This window comes from Pseudomonas sp. zfem005, from assembly GCF_032621735.1.
Taxonomy (GTDB): domain Bacteria; phylum Pseudomonadota; class Gammaproteobacteria; order Pseudomonadales; family Pseudomonadaceae; genus Metapseudomonas; species Metapseudomonas solani.
Window position 1 is genome coordinate 510,669 of sequence record NZ_JAVYJE010000003.1, and the last position, 19,624, is coordinate 530,292.

The window sequence follows — 19,624 nt, forward strand, 5'->3', positions numbered from 1 at the left end:
CCCCCAGACCTCCCGCCCGCTCACCACCACCGCCCATCAAGCGGCGACACCCGTTCGCCCCGAGGAAAGGACATCGTCATGACCCGTTCACCCTTGCCCCTTTTCGCCACCCTGCTGCTGATCCTGAGCCCAACCACCCAGGCCACCCAGCCGGAACTCATGCCCTACCTGCCGCAACAGACACTGGAGCTCGCGGAGTACCTGCCACCGCCGCCGCCCGCCGGCACCGCCGAAGACCGGCTCGACCTCGATACCGTGCTGCTCGTCCAGCGCGAGCGCACCCCGCAGCAGGTGGAGCAGGCCAAGCGCGACGACGCGGCCTTCCCCTTCGCCCAGGGCATCCTCGGGGCGGAGTTCACCGTCGAGCGGCACCCACAGACCGCGCACTTCTTCCGCCGCGTGCTGGTGGACCTGGAGCAGACGCTGATGCCCGCCAAGCACCACTTCGCCCGCCCCCGCCCCTACGAACTCAGCCAGGAGGTTAAGCCGATACTGCCGCCCCCCATGGGCGAGTCCTACCCCAGCGGCCACACCATGGATGCCTACCTCACCGCCATCCTGCTGGCCAAGATGCTGCCGGAACACCGCGCCGACCTCTTCGCCCGGGCCGCAGCAGCCGCGCAAAGCCGCGTGGTGGCGGGCGTGCACTACCCCACCGACCTGGAAGGCGGGCGCATATCCGCGGCGGTACTCGCCAACGAGCTGCTGAAGAACCCCGGCGCCCTGCGTGACTTCGAGCACGCCCGGCGCGAGGTGAGAAGCAACCTCGCCCTGGATTGACGCCCACACGGGCCGCGGCGGGCGACGCCGCGGCCCGCCATGGAAGGCACCACCCCACGCAGGGAGCCGTAGCCTCGATAAGAAGGAGCGACACCATGTTCGTGAATCGCCTCGCCCTCCCCCTCTGCCTGCCACTGCTGACCGCCCTCGCCTGCCACACCCAGGCGCAGGAGACCTCCTGGAGCGATGTTCTCGCCCAGGGCGACGCCCGCCTGTTCTTCGACAACCAGTACTTTGCCCGCGACTTCCGCGATGGCCCGAACAACGCCGGGCGCAACCGCTACAAACCCCGAGACGAACGCAACGGCTACCGCCAGGAATGGGGGCAGTCCGTACAGCTGCATTACCAATCGGGCTTCACGCCCGGCCTCATCGGCCTGGGCGTCGATGCCTTCGCCATGGCTGCGTTCAAACTCGACAGCGGCGGCGGGCGCACCGGCACGGGCACCCTGGCGGTGGACGGCCAGGGCCACCCGCGAGACAGCCACGGCAAGGCCGGCGGCGCGCTCAAGCTGAAAATCGCCGATGCGCAGCTCAGGTACGGCAACTTCAGCACCCAGGCGTCGGTGCTGGCGGCGGACAACAGCCGCATCATCCCCGGCATGGCCCACGGCCTGCACCTGCAGGGCGACTGGGCCGGGCTGCAACTGGAGGCGGCGCGTTTCACCGCGCTTTCCGGCCCCACCGAAAGCAAGAACCGTGGCGCCATCTCCACCGTCGTCGGCCGTCCGGACCGGCGCGGCCTCGATATCCACAGCGCCAGCTATATAGGGCTCAGCCATCGCGGCGAACCCTGGAGCCTCTCCTATTACCTGGGCCAGCTGGAGGACGTCTGGACCCAGCACTACCTGCACCTGGGCCACGAACAGGCGCTCGGCGCCGGCACCCTGAGCAACAGCACCCACCTCTATCGCACCCGCGACAGTGGCGCCTCGCTGTTCGGCCCCATCGACAACCTCATCGGCTCCCATGCCATCGCCTACCGTTTGGGCGCGCACCGCCTGACCCTGGCCTAACAACGCACCTTCTCGGACACGCCCTTCGACTACATCGGCTTCGGTGATGGGCAGAGCAGCCAGTCGATCGTCCTGGCCAACGCCGCCGCGTATTCGGACTTCAACGGGCCCCGTGAGCGCTCCTGGCAGCTTCGCTATGACCAGCGCCTGCACTGGCTGGGCCTGCCTGAGCTGAACCTGGCCCTGCGCTACCAGCGGGGCTGGGGCGCAGACGGCAGCCATGCCCCCAGCCACAGCATCTACCACGAGCTCTACGGTCGCGACGGCAAGCACCACGAGCTGGACCTGGACCTCGGCTACACCTTCGCCAGTGGCCCCCTGAAAAACCTGCACCTGCGCGCCACGCAGATCTGGCACCGGAGCAACCGCGCCTACGCGGACGCCTCCATCGACCAGACGCGCCTGCGCATCCAATACCCGCTGGAGCTGTTCTAACCCCGCGCCGCCCGCATCAGTGGCGCAGCGGGCGGCGCGCCCCTCAAGGCTGCAGCGCCAGGTAGCGCGCCACCAGCGCCACGCCGCTGCACAGCACCAGCCAGGTGACCAGCCGCACAAAGGCCTCGCGGGACAGGCGCAGGGTCAGGCACCGGCCTATCCACAGCCCCAGCGCCATGGCCGGCAGCAGGCTCAGGGCGAGCAGCAGTATCTGCCAGTCGGCGTAGAGCCCGGCCACAACGAACAGCCCCAGGCGCACCAGGGTGCTGCAGCCGATCAACGCACTCTGGGTCGCGCGGATCCGCTCCTTCTCGGGCAGACGGCCGCTGAGGTACAGCGCATAGAGGAAGCCACCGCTGCCGAACAGCGCCCCGAAGGTGCCGCCGAAGACACCGAAGGGCACCACCCAGAGGGGCTTCATCGGCGCCTGCCGCACCGGCTGCAAGAACAGCGACCAGATGGCATAGGCGCAAACGAACAGGCCGAACAGCAGCATCAGCAACTCGGCATCCAGGTTCACCAGCCCGTAGGCGCCGATGGCGCAGCCCAGCGCCATGCAGGGCAACAGCCGGCGCAGCTCGCTCCCGGCCACCGCCTGGCGCGCCGTGAACCAGCTGCCGGCGGAGGCGACGAAATCCAGCAGCACCAGCAGCGGGATGATCCGCGCCATGGGCAGGCTGCTCACCAGCAGCGGTCCGGCCACCAACGCCGTGCCGAAGCCGGCGATGCCGAACACCACATAGGCCAGGGCGATGGCCCCTGCGATGAGCAACCAGTCGGTCGGCGAAAACGACAGCAGGGCGAACAGGCTTTCGACACTCATGGAACGGCGCTCGGCAGGGAAGTGCCGTCAATCTAGCGAGCGCGACAGGCATCGGGCCAATACAATCCACCCCCTCGTCCCATCTCCAAAAGGCATGGCAGGAGCCCCCGTGATCTCATTACGACAACTGCGCTATTTCATCGAGATCGTCGAGAGCGGCAGCTTCAGCCGCGCGGCCGAACGCCTGTTCATCGCCCAGTCGGCCCTCAGCCGGCAGATGCGCGAACTGGAAACCCACCTCGCCACCCCGCTGCTGGAGCGCGGCCCGCGCCAGGTCGAGCTGACCCCGGCGGGCCGTGCCTTCCACCCCCTGGCCCTGCGCCTGCTGCAGGATCTGGAAGCCGCCGGCGAGCTGGCCCGCCAGGTCGGCCAGGGCCAGCACGGCACCCTGCGCCTCAGCCACTCCAGCTCGGTGCCCCTGGGCACGCCCTTGCAGGCGCCCCTGCGCACCTACCTGGAGCAGCACCCGGGGGTGAACCTGGAGATCGTCCAGCAATCCTCCGAGCAGCAACTGGCCGACTTGCAGGAAGGCCGCCTGGATGTGTGCCTGCTGCGCCTGCCGGTGCTGCGCCAGCACCCCGGCCTGGCCCTGCAGCCGCTGTACCGCGAACCGCTGCTGCTGGCCGTGGCGGCCGAGCACCCGCTGGCCGATGAGGCAGAGCCCATTCCCCTCGCCCGTCTGGCGGACGAACCCTTCGTTTCGGTGCCGCACATGCAGCGCGGCGGCCTCAGCTACCGTGCCGCCGAACTCTGCCTGCGCCAGGGCTTCTTTCCCCGTGCGGCCCGCGCCGTCTCACGCAAGACCAGCCAGCTGCAACTCATCGAAGTCGGGCTCGGTGTCGCCCTGGTGCCGGCCTCCATGCGCGCCATCGCGCCTGCCGGGGTGCGCTTCCTGGCACTGGCCGATGCCGACTGCGACAGCCAGGTCGCCCTGGCCTGGCGCCACGATGGCACGCCCCTGAGCCAGGGCTTGGTGGAGCACTTCCGCCAGCAACTGGGCGCAGGCTGATTCCGTCGCCTCGCGATTGACGCCCGCCGACTGGCGGTTAAGCTGCGCGCCCCTGATCCCTCGGAGCCCCGTGTGGAAACCCGTCAACTGATCATCGTCCCGCAGATTTCCACCGTGCCCGGCCACCATGCTCTGGCCGGCCGCATGCTGCGCTGGCTGGTGCGCCAGGGTGTGGTCGAGGCCTTCCCGAGCGCCTTCGCCCGGGGTGGCAACCGCATGATCCACGCCGTCGCACCCGGGGCGCGCCAGGTGGTCGAACATCCCGACCGGCTGCCGCTGGGCAAGCCCGGCGCCGGGTTGGAAATCGTCGACAAGCGCTGCATCTACACCCCCGCCCGTGGCTTCCTGCACGAGGCCGGCTGCCCGGAGTGCCGCCGCGAGATCGGTGAGCCGCTGTTCGAAAGCCTGGAAGAGTGGTGGCCGGGCGAGACCGATAACTTCACCTGCCCCGAATGCGGCTTCGAAGACGACATCAACGGCTTCCTTTATCTACAGGCCTGCGGCTTCTCCAACCTGGCGTTCGTCTTCAACGATTGGCTGGAAGCCGGCTTCAGCCGCGCCTTCCTCGCCGCCTTCGCCGACCGCCTGGGCTTCCCCGTGCGCCTGGTCGAAGTGCACGACTGAACAGCGCGCATTGAGCGCGGGCCATCGCCGCCCGTATCATGCCGCTCATGTTCAAAGACCCCTTCCAACGGCTCGGCCTCGACCGCGAGGTGCTGACCGTCAGCCAGCTCAACCAGCGTGCCCGCCATCTGCTGGAGGACGTGTTCCCCCAGGTCTGGGTGGAAGGCGAAATCTCCAACCTGGCCAAGCCCGCGTCCGGCCACCTGTACTTCACCCTCAAGGACAGCCAGGCCCAGGTGCGCTGTGCGCTGTTCCGGCAGAACGCCGCCAAGGTGCGCCAGGCGCTGCGCGACGGTCTGGCGGTGAAGGTGCGCGGCAAGGTCTCGTTGTTCGAAGGCCGTGGCGACTACCAGATGATCGCCGATGCCGTGGAGCCCGCCGGTGACGGCGCTCTGCGCCTGGCCTTCGAGGCCCTGAAGGACAAGCTCGCCGCCGAAGGCCTGTTCGACGCCGAATCCAAGCGCCCGCTGCCGGCCCACCCGCAACGCATCGGCATCGTCAGTTCGCCCACGGGTGCGGTGATCCGCGACATCATCAGCGTGTTCCGCCGCCGCGCCCCGCAGGTGGAACTGACCCTGGTGCCCACCGCCGTGCAGGGCCGCGAGGCCACCGCGCAGATCGTCCGCGCCATCGAGCGGGCCGACGCCCAGGGCTTCGATGCGCTGATCCTGGCCCGTGGCGGCGGCTCGCTGGAAGACCTCTGGTGCTTCAACGAGGAAGCCGTGGCCCACGCCGTGGCCGCCTGCCAGACGCCCATCGTCAGCGCCGTGGGCCATGAGACGGACGTGTCCATCGCCGACTTCGTCGCCGACGTCCGCGCACCCACGCCGTCCGCCGCCGCAGAACTCCTGGCCCCGGATTCCAGCAGCCTGCGCCAACGCCTGGAGAGCCTGCAGCGGCGCCTGGTGTTGCGCATGCAGCAACAGATCGCCCATCACCACCTGCGCGTCGACGGCCTGACCCGCCGCCTGCGCCACCCGGGCGAGCGCCTGCGCCAGCAGGCCCAGCGCCTCGACGACCTGGAGATGCGCCTGCAACGCGCGCTCGACCGCCAGCTGAGCACCCGCCGGGAACGCTTCGCGCGCCTGGAGACCCGCCTGGCCGCACAACACCCGGGCCGCGCCCTGAGCCTGCTGCGCCAGCGCCTGGACAGCCTCGCCGCGCGCCTGCCACGCGCCATGCAGGAAGGCCTGAAGGAGCGCCGCCTGCAACTGCAAAGCCAGGTGCAGACGCTCAACGTGGTCAGCCCGCTGGCCACCCTCGGCCGGGGCTACAGCATCCTGCTCGACGAACGCGGCCAGGCCATCCGCAACGCCGCCCAGACCCGCCCCGGCCAGCGCCTGAAGGCTCGCCTGGGCGAAGGCGAACTGGACGTGCGGGTCGAAGACAATCACCTGACCCCGGTCACCCTTTCCCTGCTGGATTGATAGATGCGCCTGCTGCTCGCCCTGCTTCTCGTCGTCACCCTCCCCGCCCAGGCCGAAGGCTTCATCAGCCGACTGCTGAACAAACCCGTGCCCGGCGGCGTTGCCGTGGTGCAACTGGGCCAGGGCGCCACGGCGCCGACGGCGCGCTTCCAGGACAAGCCCGTGCTGGTGGTAAAGGAAGAGGGCCGCGACTGGATCGCCATCGTCGGCATTCCCCTCGGCACCCAGGCTGGCACCCAACAGTTAAAGGTGAGCGATGGTCGCAGCCTGCCTTTCAGCGTCGGCAGCAAGCACTACAAGGAACAGCGCATCACCCTGAAGAACACCCGCCAGGTGAACCCGCTGCCCGAGGACCTCAAGCGCATCGACCGCGAACTGGCCGAGCAGACCCGTGCCTACCGCAGCTTCACCCCGGGCACGCCGAGCAACCTGCTGTTCGACAAGCCGGTGAACGGGCCGCTCTCCAGCCCCTTCGGCCTGCGCCGCTTCTTCAACGGCGAGGAGCGCAACCCGCACTCGGGCCTGGACTTCGCCGTGGGCGCCGGTACGCCGATCAAGGCACCGGCGGCCGGCAAGGTGGTGCTCATCGGCGACTACTTCTTCAATGGCAAGACGGTGTTCGTCGACCACGGCCAGGGGCTGATCAGCATGTTCTGCCACATGTCGAAAGTGGACGTGAAGCTCGGCCAGCAACTGCCGCGCGGCGGCGTGGTCGGCCGCGTCGGTGCCACCGGCCGGGCCACCGGGCCGCACATGCACTGGAATGTCAGCCTCAACGATGCGCGTGTCGACCCGGCCATCTTCATCGGCGCCTTCAAGCCCTGACCTCCTGCGCGGAATAGCCCGCCGCCGGCCACGCCATACAATTCCCCTTACAGACGTCGCCTGGGCCAAGCGGCGCATTTTTGCTAAGGTCCGCCAGCTCCGGAGGCCCGCCGCAACGGCCGGCCCGATCCCACCGCTGACATGGAGCCGCACATGCCCCACGAGCTGGCAACCTGGATGGACTGGCTGAAGGGCCACCCCGAACTCCTCACTCTCTGCGCCTCCACCCTGCTGGTACTGGGTGCCTGGCTGGCCAACTGGATGGTCAAGCGCATTCTCGTGCGCGGGCTCTATCGCGCCCTGAGCGCCACCGCCGTAGGCCGCAACACGCACCTGGGCGAGAACGGCATGATCAAGCGGCTGGCCAATATCGTGCCGGCACTGATCCTCTCCAGCGGCGTGGTCCTGATCCCCGGCCTGCCGGAAACCCTGGTCACAGTAGTGCGCAACGTCTGCGGCGCCTTCATCGTGCTGACCATCGCGCTGGCCCTGAGCGCCCTGCTCGACCTGATCAACACCCTCTACCAGCTGCGCAAGGACGCTCACCTGCACCCGATCAAGGGCTACCTGCAGGTGATCAAGATCCTGGTGTTCGCCATCTGCGCGATCCTCATGGTCGCCACCCTGATCGACCGCTCGCCGCTGATCCTGCTCTCCGGCCTGGGTGCCATGGCAGCCGTGCTGATGTTGATCTTCCAGGACACCCTGCTGTCCCTGGTGGCCAGCGTGCAGATCTCCTCCAACGATGTGATCCGCGTGGGCGACTGGATCGAGATGCCGCAGCTGAACGCCGACGGCGACGTGATCGACATCGCCCTGCACACGGTGAAGGTGCAGAACTGGGACAAGACCATCACCACCATTCCCACCAAGCGCTTCATCACCGACTCGTTCAAGAACTGGCGCGGCATGCAGGAATCCGGCGGCCGGCGCATCAAGCGCTCGATCTACCTGGACCAGAACAGCGTGCACTTCCTCGTCGCCGACGAGATCGCCCAGTTGCGCCGCTTCCGCCTGCTGGACCAGTACCTGAAGGCCAAGGAGAGCGAACTGCTGAGCTGGAACAGCCAGCTCGACGAACCGCTGCGGGTACCGGTCAACAGCCGCCAGCTGACCAACCTGGGGACCTTCCGCGCCTACGTGGAGAACTACCTGCGCCACAACGACGACATCCGCAAGGACATGACCCTGCTGGTGCGCCAGTTGAACCCCACCGCCGACGGCCTGCCGCTGGAGCTGTATTGCTTCACCAACACCACGGCCTGGGCGCGCTACGAGGCCATCCAGTCGGACATCTTCGACCACCTGCTGGCGATCCTCCCGGAGTTCGGCCTGCGCGTGTTCCAGCACCCGAGCGGCGCCGACATGCGTGAGCTGCGGCTGCCCGCCCAGCAGCCACAAGCCCCGGCTCCCGCAGCTTTCGACCACTCGTCGGCCTGAACCGAAGCGGCATCAAGAAGCCAGTACGCCCGCCGATGCAGTGTCGATACCGGAATTTCCGGTAGTGCGAGCGAGAAACGGGATGCTGACGGTCAATACCAACATCGCCTCCTCGTTCACGCGTAGACAGTTGAGCAACACGGACAACGCACTGGGTAAGGCCATGCAGCGTCTGTCGACCGGCCAGCGCATCAACAGCGCCAAGGATGATGCCGCCGGTTTGCAGATCTCCAACGCCCTTACGTCCCAGGTGCGTGGGCTCAACGTCGCCACGCGGAACGCGAATGACGGCATGTCGATGCTGCAGGTGGGAGAAGGCGCGCTGGAAAGCGTGACTACCGCCCTGCAGCGCATCCGTACGCTCGGCCTCCAGGCCATGAACGGCTCCAACACCGAGACCGATCGCGCCGCACTGAACCAGGAGGCGCAGAAGCTCCTGGAAGAGATCAACCGGGTCAACGAGACCACCACCTTCGGCGGCCGCAAGATCTTCAGCCAGGCCTCCGGCTCGCAATTGGGCAAGCTGGACGAGCGCGCGGTGCTCAACTCGCTCAAGGGCTTCTGGATCAGCGAGGGCGAGCAGCGCGTCTTCGACGCCTACGGCATCAAGGCCGACGGCGCCACGCTGAAGATCACCCTGAGCAACGACCCCTCCAGCACCACCCTCGCCTCGGTCGCCGGCTCGCCCGGTGCCGGGGGCAAGTACTACAACCAGGTGCTCGACGTGAACCTGGCCTACTTCGATGGGTCCAGCCTGCCCAACGGCGGCAACAACCCCGGCCAGTACACCGACCGCGTCCTGGCCCACGAGATGACCCACGCGGTGATGGGCCGGGCGATGAACTTCAACGCCCTGCCCGGCTGGTTCAAGGAAGGCACGGCGGAGGCGGTGCAGGGTGCCGACGAGCGCCTGCGCAGTGACATCGCCGCCAGCAGCATCGGCGCGGTGGTCGGCGCCTTCGGCGGCATCGGCAACAGCGCCGGCTACTCCGCCTCCTACGCCGCGGTGCGCTACATGCACGCCGAGATCAAGGCCGCCGGCGGCAACGGCATCAAGGACGTGATGCAGTACCTGGCCGGCCACGCCAACTCCACCCTCGACGACGCCCTGGCCAACGCCAGCCGTGGCGCTTTCGCCAGTGCAGCCGACTTCGGCACCCAGTTCTCCGCCAACGGCGCCGCGTTCATCGCCGGGATGGACCTGACCAACGAGGACACCGGCGCCATCGGCGGCTTCGATGCCGACGGTGGCGATGTGCTCACCGCCGAAAACGTGCTGCCCAACCGCGGCACCGGTACGCCCGGCTCACTGGGCTTCACGCTGGAAGAGCCCAAGCTGTTCGACGCCAACGCCACCGGTAACGGCGTGCAGACCTCGCTGCAGGTGGGCGCCAATGCCTGGGAAACCATCGACGTCGGCCTCGCCTCCTTCAACACCGGGGCAATGGCGCTGAACAACGTCAACCTGATCAAGACTCCGGGCCTGGCGGTGATGGACATCGACGATGCCCTCGCCTACGTGGACCGCCAGCGTGCCTATATGGGTGCCATCCAGAACCGCCTGGACAACACCGTCGCCAACCTGCAGAACATCGCCGAGAACGCCAGCGCCAGCCGCTCGCGCATCACCGATGCGGACTTCGCCTCGGAGTCCGCCACCCTCGCCTCCCAGCAGATTCTCCGGCAGGCGGCGCAAAGCATGCTGGTGCAGGCCAACCAGATGCCCCAGGCGGTACTCTCGCTCCTCGGCTGACGCGCAATTCTCGCTACGTTTGGCCTCCCTCCGAGCAAGAATCTCTCACCTCACCAATCCCTTCGCACGAAATCACCAATTTTCTGACAAGCCTTGCCATATTCAACCCGAGTGAATAGGGTTGTCGGCATGAAAACCGCTCACACCCTCATCCTCCTGCGTCAACACGCCTGCCTACGTCTGGTCAGCCCACGACTGCGTAGCTGAATCGCGACGCCCTGCTCCACCCCGCATTTCATTTGGCCGGCCGCCGTCATCAGGCCCATCAGAACAAGGATTTCCCCATGAGCATGCTCAACGACCCGTCTCGCAAGTACCGCGCCTTCCCCGCCATCAACCTGCCCGACCGCACCTGGCCGTCGAAGACCATCACCGACGTGCCGATCTGGTGCAGCTCCGACCTGCGCGACGGCAACCAGTCGCTGATCGAGCCGATGGACGCGCAAAAGAAGATGCGTTTCTTCAAGACCCTGGTGCAGGTGGGCCTGAAGGAAATCGAGGTGGCCTTCCCCTCCGCCTCGCAGACCGACTTCGACTTCGTCCGCGAGCTGATCGAGAACGGCCACATCCCGGATGACGTCACCATCCAGGTGCTGACCCAGGCCCGCGAAGACCTGATCACCCGTACCTTCGAATCCCTCAAGGGCGCGAAGAAGGCCATCGTCCACGTCTACAACGCCACCGCGCCGTCCTTCCGCCGCATCGTCTTCAACCAGGACCGCCAGGGCGTGATCGACATCGCCACCGGTGCCGCCCGCCTGATCAAGCAACTGGCCGCCAAGCAGCCGGAAACCCAGTGGACCTTCCAGTACTCGCCGGAAATCTTCAGCTCCACCGAGCAGGACTTCTCCCTGGAAGTGTGCAACGCGGTGATCGACGTCTGGGAACCGACCCCGGCCAACAAGATCATCCTCAACCTGCCGGCCACCGTGGAGTGCGCCACGCCGAACGTCTACGCCGACCAGATCGAGTGGTTCGGCCGCCACATCAACAAGCGTGACAGCGTGATCATCAGCCTGCACACCCACAACGACCGTGGCACCGGCGTAGCCGCCACCGAGCTGGGCCTGATGGCCGGCGCCGACCGCGTCGAAGGCTGCCTGTTCGGCAACGGCGAGCGCACCGGCAACGTCGACCTGGTGACCCTGGCGCTGAACATGTACACCCAGGGCCTGCACCCGCAGCTGGACTTCTCCGACATCGACGCCGTGCGCAAGGTGGTCGAGGAGTGTAACCAGCTGCCGGTCCACCCGCGTCACCCCTATGTGGGCGACCTGGTGCACACCGCCTTCTCCGGCTCCCACCAGGACGCCATCCGCAAGGGCTTCGCCCAGCAGAAGGAAGACGGTGTCTGGGAAGTGCCCTACCTGCCGATCGACCCGGCCGACATCGGCCGCAGCTACGAGGCGGTGATCCGCGTCAACAGCCAGTCGGGCAAGGGCGGCATCACCTTCCTGCTGGAGCAGGAATACGGCATCAGCCTGCCGCGTCGCATGCAGATCGAATTCAGCCAGGTGGTGCAACGCGAGACCGACCGCCTGGGCCTGGAGATGACCGCCGAACAGATCTACAAGCTGCTCGACAGCGAGTACCTGCAGGCCACCACGCCCTACACCCTGAAGGGCCACCGCCTGCAGGAAGAGAACGGCACCAGCGCCGTGGACATCGAAGTGCAGATCAAGGGCGAGACCCAGCACCTGCGCGGCATGGGCAAGGGCCCGCTGGAAGCCCTGGTGGCCAGCCTGCCGGTGAAGGTGGAGATCATGGACTACTCCGAGCACGCCATCGGTGGCGGCGCCAACGCCAAGGCCGCAGCCTATATCGAACTGCGCCTCGACGGTGGCCGCGCGCTGCACGGCATCGGCATCGACGAGAACATCACCACCGCCAGCTTCCGTGCCCTGTTCAGCGCCCTCAACCGCGCCCTGAGCCAGACCGAAGCCGAAGCCGCCTGACACCCGGCCAGTAAACGAAAACCCCGCCAATCGGCGGGGTTTTGTTTTTCCGGGGATAACCCGGCGTGCATCTCTAGCCCTGTTGCTGCCAGTGGCAACGGCCCCAGGCGCACATCGCTTCCAGCACCGGCTGCAGGCTGGCGCCGTGCTCGGTGAGGCGGTACTCCACACGCGGCGGCACCTCGGCGAACACCGTGCGCGACAGCACGCCATCGTGCTCCAGCTCGCGCAGCTGCTGGGTCAGCATCTTTTCGGTGATGCCCGGCACCCGGCGCTTGAGCTCGGAGAAGCGCAGCGCCTCCTTCATCAGGTGATACACCAGCAGCGACTTCCACTTGCCGCCGATCACATCCAGCGTCACCTCCACCGGCGTGTTGTAAACCTTGTCGCCCGAAACCAGACGCTTGGATTCGGTGGCGATCGGCTCGTGTTCGCTCATATTGCTTACCCACTAGTAAGTGACTGCCAGAATCGTACGTACTTGTCAGCAAGAATGCCACCTGCATAATCGACCGCCACATTCATGCCGAATGCAGCCGATGGAGATCGAACCATGACCGCACGCAACCTGTTCCAGCCCACCCGACTGGGCAGCCTCCAGCTCCCCAACGCGGTGGTGATGGCGCCCCTAACCCGCCAGCGCAGCCTGCAACCCGGCAACATCCCCAGCGAACTCAATGCCACCTACTACGCCCAGCGCGCCGGCGCCGGCCTGATCATCAGCGAAGCCACCCAGGTCTGCCCCGAAGGCCAGGGCTATGCCTGGACCCCGGGCATCCACAGCGCCGAACAGATCGAAGGCTGGAAGAAGGTCACCCGCGCCGTGCACGACAAGGGCGGCCGCATCGTCCTGCAGCTCTGGCACGTGGGGCGCATCTCCCACCCGCTGCTGCAACCGGGTGGCGTCGATCCCGTCGCCCCCTCCGCCATCCAGGCCAAGGCTGATTGCTATGTGCAGGAAGCCGACGACAGTCACCACCGCGAACCCACCGCCAAGCCCCGTGCCCTGGAGATCGACGAACTCCCCGGCGTGGTCGCCGCCTACGCCCAGGGCACGGCCAACGCCCTGCGCGCCGGTTTCGACGGCGTGGAGGTGCACGCCGCCAACGGCTACCTGCTGGATCAGTTCCTCTGCTCCGGCAGCAACCAGCGCACCGACGCCTACGGTGGCTCGGCTGCGAACCGCGCGCGCTTGGTACTGCAGGTGATCGACGCCGTGATCGCCACCACCGGCGACAGCGGTCGCGTGGGCGTGCGCATTTCCCCCATGGGCACCTTCGGCGACATCAGCGACGCCAACCCGCGCGAAACCTTCGGCTACCTGGTGGAGCAGCTGAACAGCCGCAACCTCGCCTACCTGCACATCAACAAGCCGGACTGGCTGGGCGGCACCTTCGAAGGCTTCGACGACCTGCTGCGTGAACTGCGCGACCGCTACCAGGGCAAGATCATCCTCGCCGGCGGCCTGGACAGCAGCAGCGCCGAAGCAGCCCTGAGCACCGGCCTGGCCGACGCCGTCGCCTTCGGCCGCCCCTACATCGCCAACCCCGACCTGGTCGAGCGCCTGCGCCAGGACGCGCCCCTCAACCAACCGGACGCCAACACCTTCTACGGTGGCGCCGAAGCCGGCTACACCGACTACCCGACCCTGGGGTGAACGGAGGCTGAAACGAAAACGCCGGGCAATGCCCGGCGTTTTTCATGGCGACGGCTCAGACGAGCCCGAACAGCAGAAGGACCGGCACCATGGCGACGATGAACCCCAGCATGAACAGCAGGCCGATGCCCACACTGCGCCACAGCGAGAAGAACGCGCCATTGGCGATCTTGTGCTGGTTCACTTGCGTACCGAACAACTGCCGGGCATAGGCATTCATCGCGATCACCTGGACCACGCCGAACACGATGGCGGGCACGTTCTCCGGCAACAGGGCGCCGGCGACGATGATCGCGATGAAGAAACCGATCGAGACGGCCCAGAGCTTCCCGGTCTCACCACCCCGCCCCATCGCCTTGAGATTGGCGGCGATGACATAGGCCCCCGCCAGCGGCGTGCCGAAGAAGGTAGCGATGCCGATGCCGGGGATGCTGTAGAGGCGCAGATGCTCGGTGCCGGTAGTCGGCGCCAGCAGCTCGGCGGCGGGGGTCTGGAAGGGGTTTTCGGCTTCCGTGCTCATATCGGGCTCCTTGGGGTAACGCAGAAGAAGGATGCAGGAGCGCCATGATACGGAGCCGCCCGGCATCGGGCGACCCCGGATGAAGGGGCGACCAGTATCAACTGGCCGCCCCGCCCATCAGTTGCAGGCGCCCTCGTCGCGCCACACCTTGCCGCTGCCTGCACCACCGGTGAATTCCGGGTTGCCGGGCTCGTTACCCTTGGTCCACCAACCCGCGGTATAGAAACGGCCCTTGTGGCTCACCCTGTCCTTGGCCACGTAGGTGCTTTGGGGGTTCCACGGGCCCTGGCAACCAACCGGGGTTTCCACCTTGTCGGCGATGACCTTGACCGAGTGATCCCGCGTCACCGTCTGCTTGCCGTTGCTCAAGCTGAGGGTGACCCGGTAGGTGACGTCCTGGGCCGCTTTCGGGGCCATGAACTTCATCAGGGCGCCCGCAGCCTGGAAGTCGACGCGAGGCGTCACGCTCCATGCATAGTTCAGGGGCAGGCCGGCCGGGTCGCTGGAGGCCGTGGCATTGAGGTAGACGGTTTCGCCGGACTTGGCCTCAGTGGCTCCGCCGATGATGGCCACAGGCGGCTTGACCGATTCCACCGGCGGCTCGACCGGGTCTACTGGCGGCTCGCTCGGCTGCCCACCCGCGCCCTGGCAAGGCCCCAGGTCACGCCAGACCTTGCCGGCGCCATCCATGCCCGTGGTGGAGACCTGGCCCGGCTCGGCGCCGGAGGTCCACCAGCGGGCCTGGTACTGGCGCCCCTTCCACTGCACCACATCGTTGCCGACGTAGGTGGCGGTCTTCTTCCATTCCGGCTTGCAGTTGCCCACCGTCGCCTTGGCCTTGACCAGCACCTCATGGGTGCGGGTAGTGCTCTGCTTGCCGTTGCTCAGGGTCAGGGTGAAGCGGTAGCGGGTGTCTTCCTGCAGGTCCGGCGCGGTGAAGCTGATGCGTGCACCGTCGAAGCTGAAATCAAGCCTGGGCGTCGACTCCCAAGCGAAGCTCAGCGCCAGCCCCTGTGGGTCGCTGGAGGCGGAAGCATCCAGGACGATCCGGTCACCGGCATTGGCTTCGGTCTTGCCGCTGATCTGCGCCACGGGTGGCTTGCTGGCTTCCATGGGTTTGAGCGCTGTGGCCTTGGCCTGGTTGTCGCCACTGAACTGGCCGTCGGCGAGCAAGGTCCAGCCGCCGTTGGGGCTGTCGCCGCCGTACACCTGGTAGCCCTTGATAACGCCGCTCTGGCCCGCGTCCTGACGGGGCAGGTAGTGCAACTGGGAGAAGCGGCTGTCCGCCCCCAGGTCGATGACGATCTGGTGCGGGTAGCGGGCCCCGGCGGCGGAGCTCCAGTAGGACGCCGGGTTGCCGTCGATGGCATGGGCCGCGGGCGCAGAACCGGCAATGGCACTGCTGGTGGAGTGGACCTTCCAGCTGTTACGCGGCAGCTGCTTGCCCTGGGCATCCACCAGCAACAGTTCGGCGACGCTGGCGCCGTCCTTACCGTCCTGGGAAGAGGTGGCCACCAGTTTCAGGTAGCGGCCCTGGGCCGTGTCTTGGGTGACACCGAAGGCCTGGCCTTCAAGCACCAGGTCACGGGTGGCCTTGATATCCGACTCGATCGCCAGGTACCAGCGCCCGGGCTGAGGGTCGTTCACCCCCAGGGCCACGCTGTACTGCATGATCGAACGGTAATCGAAGCTGGAATTGCTGGGGTGCGCACCACGCTTGAGCAGCAGCCGGACCTGGCCGGCTCTCTCCGAGCCCTCGCCATCCAGCACGCTGAATACCAGGCGCTGGGTGCCTTCGGGCACATCGACCGGGTAATAACGCGTTTCACGCGGAGCCAGGCTGACCCTCTGCTCGAGAATCGAGGTTACCTGCTCACCCTCAAGCGGCACCACCGATGGGCTATAGGCCGACATCCGCGCCGCGTTCTCACGCCAGACACGGGCCATGTTGGCGGTACGGGCATCCCCGAGCGGCACCCCCTGGTTGTCCTTGATGTCCGGGTTGGAGTAGTAGCCCACGTGGTTACCGCAGAGGATGGTGCCGATCCGGCCGTTGTTGTAGCCGAACCGATAGCTGCTGCCGTCCGAGCAATGGTTGCCACCGATGTTGTGAGCCAGCTCGTGACGGAAGGTGGTCGACGAGTTGATGTAGTTGATCGAGTAGCGGCCGGGAAGGTAGCCCCAGCCCACGGCGGTATCCACGCCCGGGGTGCCCATGATGAAGCTGGCGACCACGTCCGGGCTGTACTGGCGCATGCCCTGGGCATAGACGCGGCTCACCTGGCTCAAGGTCCCGGTGGTGATCGGGTAGTCCTCGGCCACCACCTGGGTGCCCACCAGGCGCACGCGCACGCCCTGGACCTGGGATTGCTTCAGCGCGCGGTTGACCGAGGCCACCTGGACCAGCGCATAGGCTTCGTGGTCCCCCACCCAGTTGGCCGCCTTCTGCGAGAACCCCGCCAGCAGGTCGATCACGGTTTCGCCCTGGGCGTTGCGATGGGCCTGGAAGCTGCGCTGGCCGCTTTGCGACTCCTGCTGCCCCGCCACGTCGTTCTCGTCACCGGCCACGTAGTCGATGCTGCCCGGGGTGTGGGACGGTGCGGCGTCGAAGCGGATCAGCGATTGCTCGCCATCGGCGGTGCCGCGAATGATCGCGTTGGCATCGGGCAGCAGCGCGATGAAGCTGCCGTCGGGGCGGGCCGCCAGGGTCATTTCACCGGGTGCCTGCAGGGAGCGGGCGCGGCCTTCCAGTTGCCCGGTCATCACCTGCAGGTCCTTGAAGCTGTCGCCTTGCAGCGCGGTCAGGCTGCGGATGCGCATCCCGGTTTCCTGCAGCAACAGCTCGGTTCCCGCTTCGGCGGTGCTGCGCAGCGAGGTACCGGCGGCCGGAGCCTGGAGGTTGATGAAGTGACCAGGGGTCACCCGCTCATGGCCCGCTGGAACGCTGGCGGCAGCCTGCTCATCCTGTGCGACAACGGGGGAAGACAACGGCAGCAGCACGGCCAGGCTGAGGTGGGTGCCCCAGCGTCGGGTGGCTCGGGTCAGTGCATTCAATCGGAAGCTCGGCATAACCAGTCCTTCAATACCCAGCGCAGCCGTCAGCCTGACGAACAGCGGCCATCGGGCCGCAGCGCTGGAAGGTTCATGGAGTTGGAGGTGTGCCGGCGGCGCGATGGTAGGCAAGGCGCCTGGTCGCTGTAAAACGTAGAGGGGGTATTTCAGACCCGTCCTAGGAACGGCCTATCGACGAGCACCTGAGCACCCCGAACGGTGCCCAGGTGACGGGCATCAGGGCTGCAGGGTGAAGCCATCCGCATCCAGGTGCGCGGGGAAGCGCTCGCGGTAGCTGGCCAGGGCGCTGGCGCTGAGGGTGACGCTGAATACGCCCTCCTGCGCGGCGGCATCGAGCAGCGTCTCGCCCTGGAAGTCCAAGGCCTGGCTATCACCACTGTAGGGATGGCCCTTGCCGTCCTCGCCGACGCGGTTAACCGCTGCCACGTAGCAGAGGTTTTCGATGGCCCGGGCGGGTAGCAGGCGGTTCCAGTGGTGGCGGCGTGCGGCAGGCCAGTTGGCGGTGTAGAGCAGCAGGTCGGTGTCGTGGGGGTCGCGGCTCCAGACCGGGAAGCGCAGGTCGTAGCAGACCAGCGGGCGCACCCGCCAGCCCTTGAGCTCGAACAGCGCCTGGGTCTCGCCCGGCGTGTAGTGCTTGTGCTCGCCGGCCATGCGGAACAGGTGGCGCTTGTCGTAGTGCAGCACTTCGCCGTCGGGGCGCGCCCAGAGCAGGCGGTTGCGATGGCTGCCGTCGGCGGCGCGGATGATCAGGCTGCCGGTGACCACGGCATCGATGCGCCGGGCCTGCTCGCGCAGCCAGGCGTAGGTGACGCCCTCTTCCTCCTCGGCGAGGGTGGCCGAATCCATGGAGAAGCCGGTGGTGAACATCTCCGGCAGCACCACCAGGTCGGCGCCACGGGCCTGTTCCAGCAGCACCTCGAAGTGGCTGCGGTTGGCAGCGGCGTCGTGCCAGACCAGGGTGCTTTGCACCAGGGCCAGCTTGAGGTCGGGCAACGTGGTCAAATCGCGCATAGTTTTTCCGCTGCCTGGCGCAGCGTCTCCTCACGTTTGGCGAAGCAGAAGCGCACCAGACGCAGGTCGCGCGGGGCGCTCTGGTAGAACACCGACACGGGAATGGCGGCAACGCCATGTTCACGGGTCAGCCATTCGGCCATGGCCACATCGTCCAGCTCGGGGCGGATGGCGCTGTAGTCCACCAGTTGGAAGTAGGTACCGGCGGCGCGGGTGAAGCCGAAGCGGGAGCCGGCCAGCAGGTCGCAGAACAGGTCGCGCTTGGCCTGGTAGAAGCCGGGCAGCTCGGTGAGATGTTCCGGGTGCGCGGCCATGAAATCGGCCAGCGCCCACTGCAGCGGGGTTACGCCGCAGAAGTTGACGTACTGGTGCACCTTGCGCAGCTCGGCGGAGAGCGCCGGTGGCGCGACCACGTAGCCGGTCTTCCAGCCGGTGACGTGGTAGGTCTTGCCGAAGGAGCTGACCACGAAGGCGCGGGCGTAGAGCTCGTCGTGGGACAGCACGCTGACATGGGCCTGGCCGTCGAACACCAGGTGCTCGTAGACCTCGTCGGACACCAGGTAGATGTCACGGCCACGGATCAGCGCCGCCAACTGGTCCAGCTCGGCGCGGGAGATCAGTGCACCGCTGGGGTTGTGCGGGCTGTTGAGGATGATCATCCGGGTGCGGTCGCTGAGGGCGTCGGTCATGCGCTGCCAGTCGATGGCGAAGCCCGGCAGGGCCAGGGGAACATGCACGCAACGTCCACCGGCCAGCTCCACGGACGGCTCGTAGCTGTCGTAGCAGGGGTCGAGGACGATGACTTCGTCACCGGCGCGCACCACCGCCTGGATGGCACAGAAGATCGCTTCGGTGGCGCCAGGGGTGACCGTGACCTCGGTGTCGACATCCACCTGGCGGCCGTAGAAGGTCGCGACCTTGGCGGCCACCTGCTGGCGCAGCGCCGGCAGGCCGGTCATGGGCGCGTATTGGTTGTGGCCAGCGCCGATATGACGGGCCACCGCATCGCACAACGCGGCAGGGGCGGAGAAATCCGGGAAGCCCTGGGACAGGTTGATGGCGCCGGTTTCGGCGGCGAGCTGGGACATGCGGGTGAAGATGGTGGTGCCGACGTTGGGCAACTTGCTGGCGATCATTTCTTCAGGCTGCTGGCGACTGGGGATGGCGGCTAGCTTAAGGCCTGACGGGGCTCGTGACCAAGATGAAAGCGGTGCCGGGTGGCGCTGCGTGAGGGCCCGGGACAACAGAAATGAAAAAGGCGCCCATGGGCGCCCTTT

General features: G+C 67.1%; 15 protein-coding genes and 1 pseudogene. 10 read left to right on the top strand and 6 right to left on the bottom strand.

All coding sequences use genetic code 11. The features are described 5' to 3' along the window. Window positions 1-78: 78 nt before the first annotated feature. Together RTW82_RS09120 and RTW82_RS09125 are read left to right on the top strand one after the other, a co-directional pair. The gene (locus RTW82_RS09120; RefSeq protein WP_316924884.1) at window positions 79-780 is read left to right on the top strand and encodes a phosphatase PAP2 family protein; all 702 of its coding nucleotides are present in this window, start codon (window positions 79-81) and stop codon (window positions 778-780) included. Between the two features lie 95 nt (window positions 781-875). Further along, window positions 876-2,231 (top strand): annotated as a pseudogene (locus RTW82_RS09125) (OprD family outer membrane porin). A 43-nt stretch (window positions 2,232-2,274) separates the two neighbouring features. Here the strand turns inward: RTW82_RS09125 and RTW82_RS09130 are convergent. After that, the gene (locus tag RTW82_RS09130) at window positions 2,275-3,054 is read right to left on the bottom strand and encodes a sulfite exporter TauE/SafE family protein (protein WP_316924885.1); all 780 of its coding nucleotides are present in this window, start codon (window positions 3,052-3,054) and stop codon (window positions 2,275-2,277) included. Between the two features lie 109 nt (window positions 3,055-3,163). On the opposite strand from RTW82_RS09130, the gene RTW82_RS09135 reads away from it, so the two are divergent. The 7 genes from RTW82_RS09135 to leuA all read left to right on the top strand — a co-directional run bounded on the left by RTW82_RS09135 (window position 3,164) and on the right by leuA (window position 12,087). Then, the gene (locus RTW82_RS09135) at window positions 3,164-4,063 is read left to right on the top strand and encodes a LysR family transcriptional regulator (protein ID WP_316924886.1); all 900 of its coding nucleotides are present in this window, start codon (window positions 3,164-3,166) and stop codon (window positions 4,061-4,063) included. A gap of 72 nt (window positions 4,064-4,135) precedes the next feature. Further along, a complete protein-coding gene (locus tag RTW82_RS09140; RefSeq protein ID WP_316924887.1) occupies window positions 4,136-4,687 on the top strand; it encodes a sugar ABC transporter ATPase in 552 nt (183 codons plus the stop codon). 47 nt (window positions 4,688-4,734) lie between these two features. Further along, complete coding sequence (xseA, locus tag RTW82_RS09145) at window positions 4,735-6,114, top strand: exodeoxyribonuclease VII large subunit (RefSeq protein ID WP_316924888.1); 1,380 nt, start codon at window positions 4,735-4,737, stop codon at window positions 6,112-6,114. A gap of 3 nt (window positions 6,115-6,117) precedes the next feature. Further along, the gene (locus tag RTW82_RS09150; RefSeq protein ID WP_021220820.1) at window positions 6,118-6,939 is read left to right on the top strand and encodes a peptidoglycan DD-metalloendopeptidase family protein; all 822 of its coding nucleotides are present in this window, start codon (window positions 6,118-6,120) and stop codon (window positions 6,937-6,939) included. 153 nt (window positions 6,940-7,092) lie between these two features. Next, a complete protein-coding gene (locus RTW82_RS09155) occupies window positions 7,093-8,379 on the top strand; it encodes a mechanosensitive ion channel family protein (protein ID WP_021220821.1) in 1,287 nt (428 codons plus the stop codon). Between the two features lie 82 nt (window positions 8,380-8,461). After that, window positions 8,462-10,132 carry a flagellinolysin gene (locus RTW82_RS09160; protein WP_043240123.1) on the top strand — a complete coding sequence of 557 codons (1,671 nt, stop codon included), beginning with the start codon at window positions 8,462-8,464 and terminating at the stop codon, window positions 10,130-10,132. A gap of 284 nt (window positions 10,133-10,416) precedes the next feature. After that, window positions 10,417-12,087 (top strand): 2-isopropylmalate synthase, encoded by a 1,671-nt coding sequence (leuA, locus tag RTW82_RS09165; RefSeq protein WP_316924889.1) that lies wholly within the window; start codon window positions 10,417-10,419, stop codon window positions 12,085-12,087. 73 nt (window positions 12,088-12,160) lie between these two features. On the opposite strand, the gene RTW82_RS09170 is transcribed toward leuA, so the two are convergent. Further along, window positions 12,161-12,526 carry a winged helix-turn-helix transcriptional regulator gene (locus RTW82_RS09170; protein ID WP_043240119.1) on the bottom strand — a complete coding sequence of 122 codons (366 nt, stop codon included), beginning with the start codon at window positions 12,524-12,526 and terminating at the stop codon, window positions 12,161-12,163. A 114-nt stretch (window positions 12,527-12,640) separates the two neighbouring features. On the opposite strand from RTW82_RS09170, the gene RTW82_RS09175 reads away from it, so the two are divergent. Beyond that, window positions 12,641-13,744: an alkene reductase gene (locus RTW82_RS09175; RefSeq protein ID WP_316924890.1), complete on the top strand. Its 1,104-nt coding sequence runs from the start codon at window positions 12,641-12,643 to the stop codon at window positions 13,742-13,744. A gap of 55 nt (window positions 13,745-13,799) precedes the next feature. On the opposite strand, the gene RTW82_RS09180 is transcribed toward RTW82_RS09175, so the two are convergent. The 4 genes from RTW82_RS09180 to RTW82_RS09195 form a co-directional block, all read right to left on the bottom strand. Then, window positions 13,800-14,264: a hypothetical protein gene (locus RTW82_RS09180; RefSeq protein WP_316924891.1), complete on the bottom strand. Its 465-nt coding sequence runs from the start codon at window positions 14,262-14,264 to the stop codon at window positions 13,800-13,802. 117 nt (window positions 14,265-14,381) lie between these two features. Continuing rightward, the gene (locus RTW82_RS09185; RefSeq protein WP_316924892.1) at window positions 14,382-17,333 is read right to left on the bottom strand and encodes a discoidin domain-containing protein; all 2,952 of its coding nucleotides are present in this window, start codon (window positions 17,331-17,333) and stop codon (window positions 14,382-14,384) included. Between the two features lie 219 nt (window positions 17,334-17,552). After that, window positions 17,553-18,347 (bottom strand): amidohydrolase, encoded by a 795-nt coding sequence (locus RTW82_RS09190; protein ID WP_316924893.1) that lies wholly within the window; start codon window positions 18,345-18,347, stop codon window positions 17,553-17,555. After that, a complete protein-coding gene (locus tag RTW82_RS09195) occupies window positions 18,335-19,483 on the bottom strand; it encodes a pyridoxal phosphate-dependent aminotransferase (RefSeq protein ID WP_184487507.1) in 1,149 nt (382 codons plus the stop codon). The genes RTW82_RS09190 and RTW82_RS09195 overlap by 13 nt, the downstream gene beginning before the upstream one ends. Window positions 19,484-19,624 lie beyond the last annotated feature (141 nt).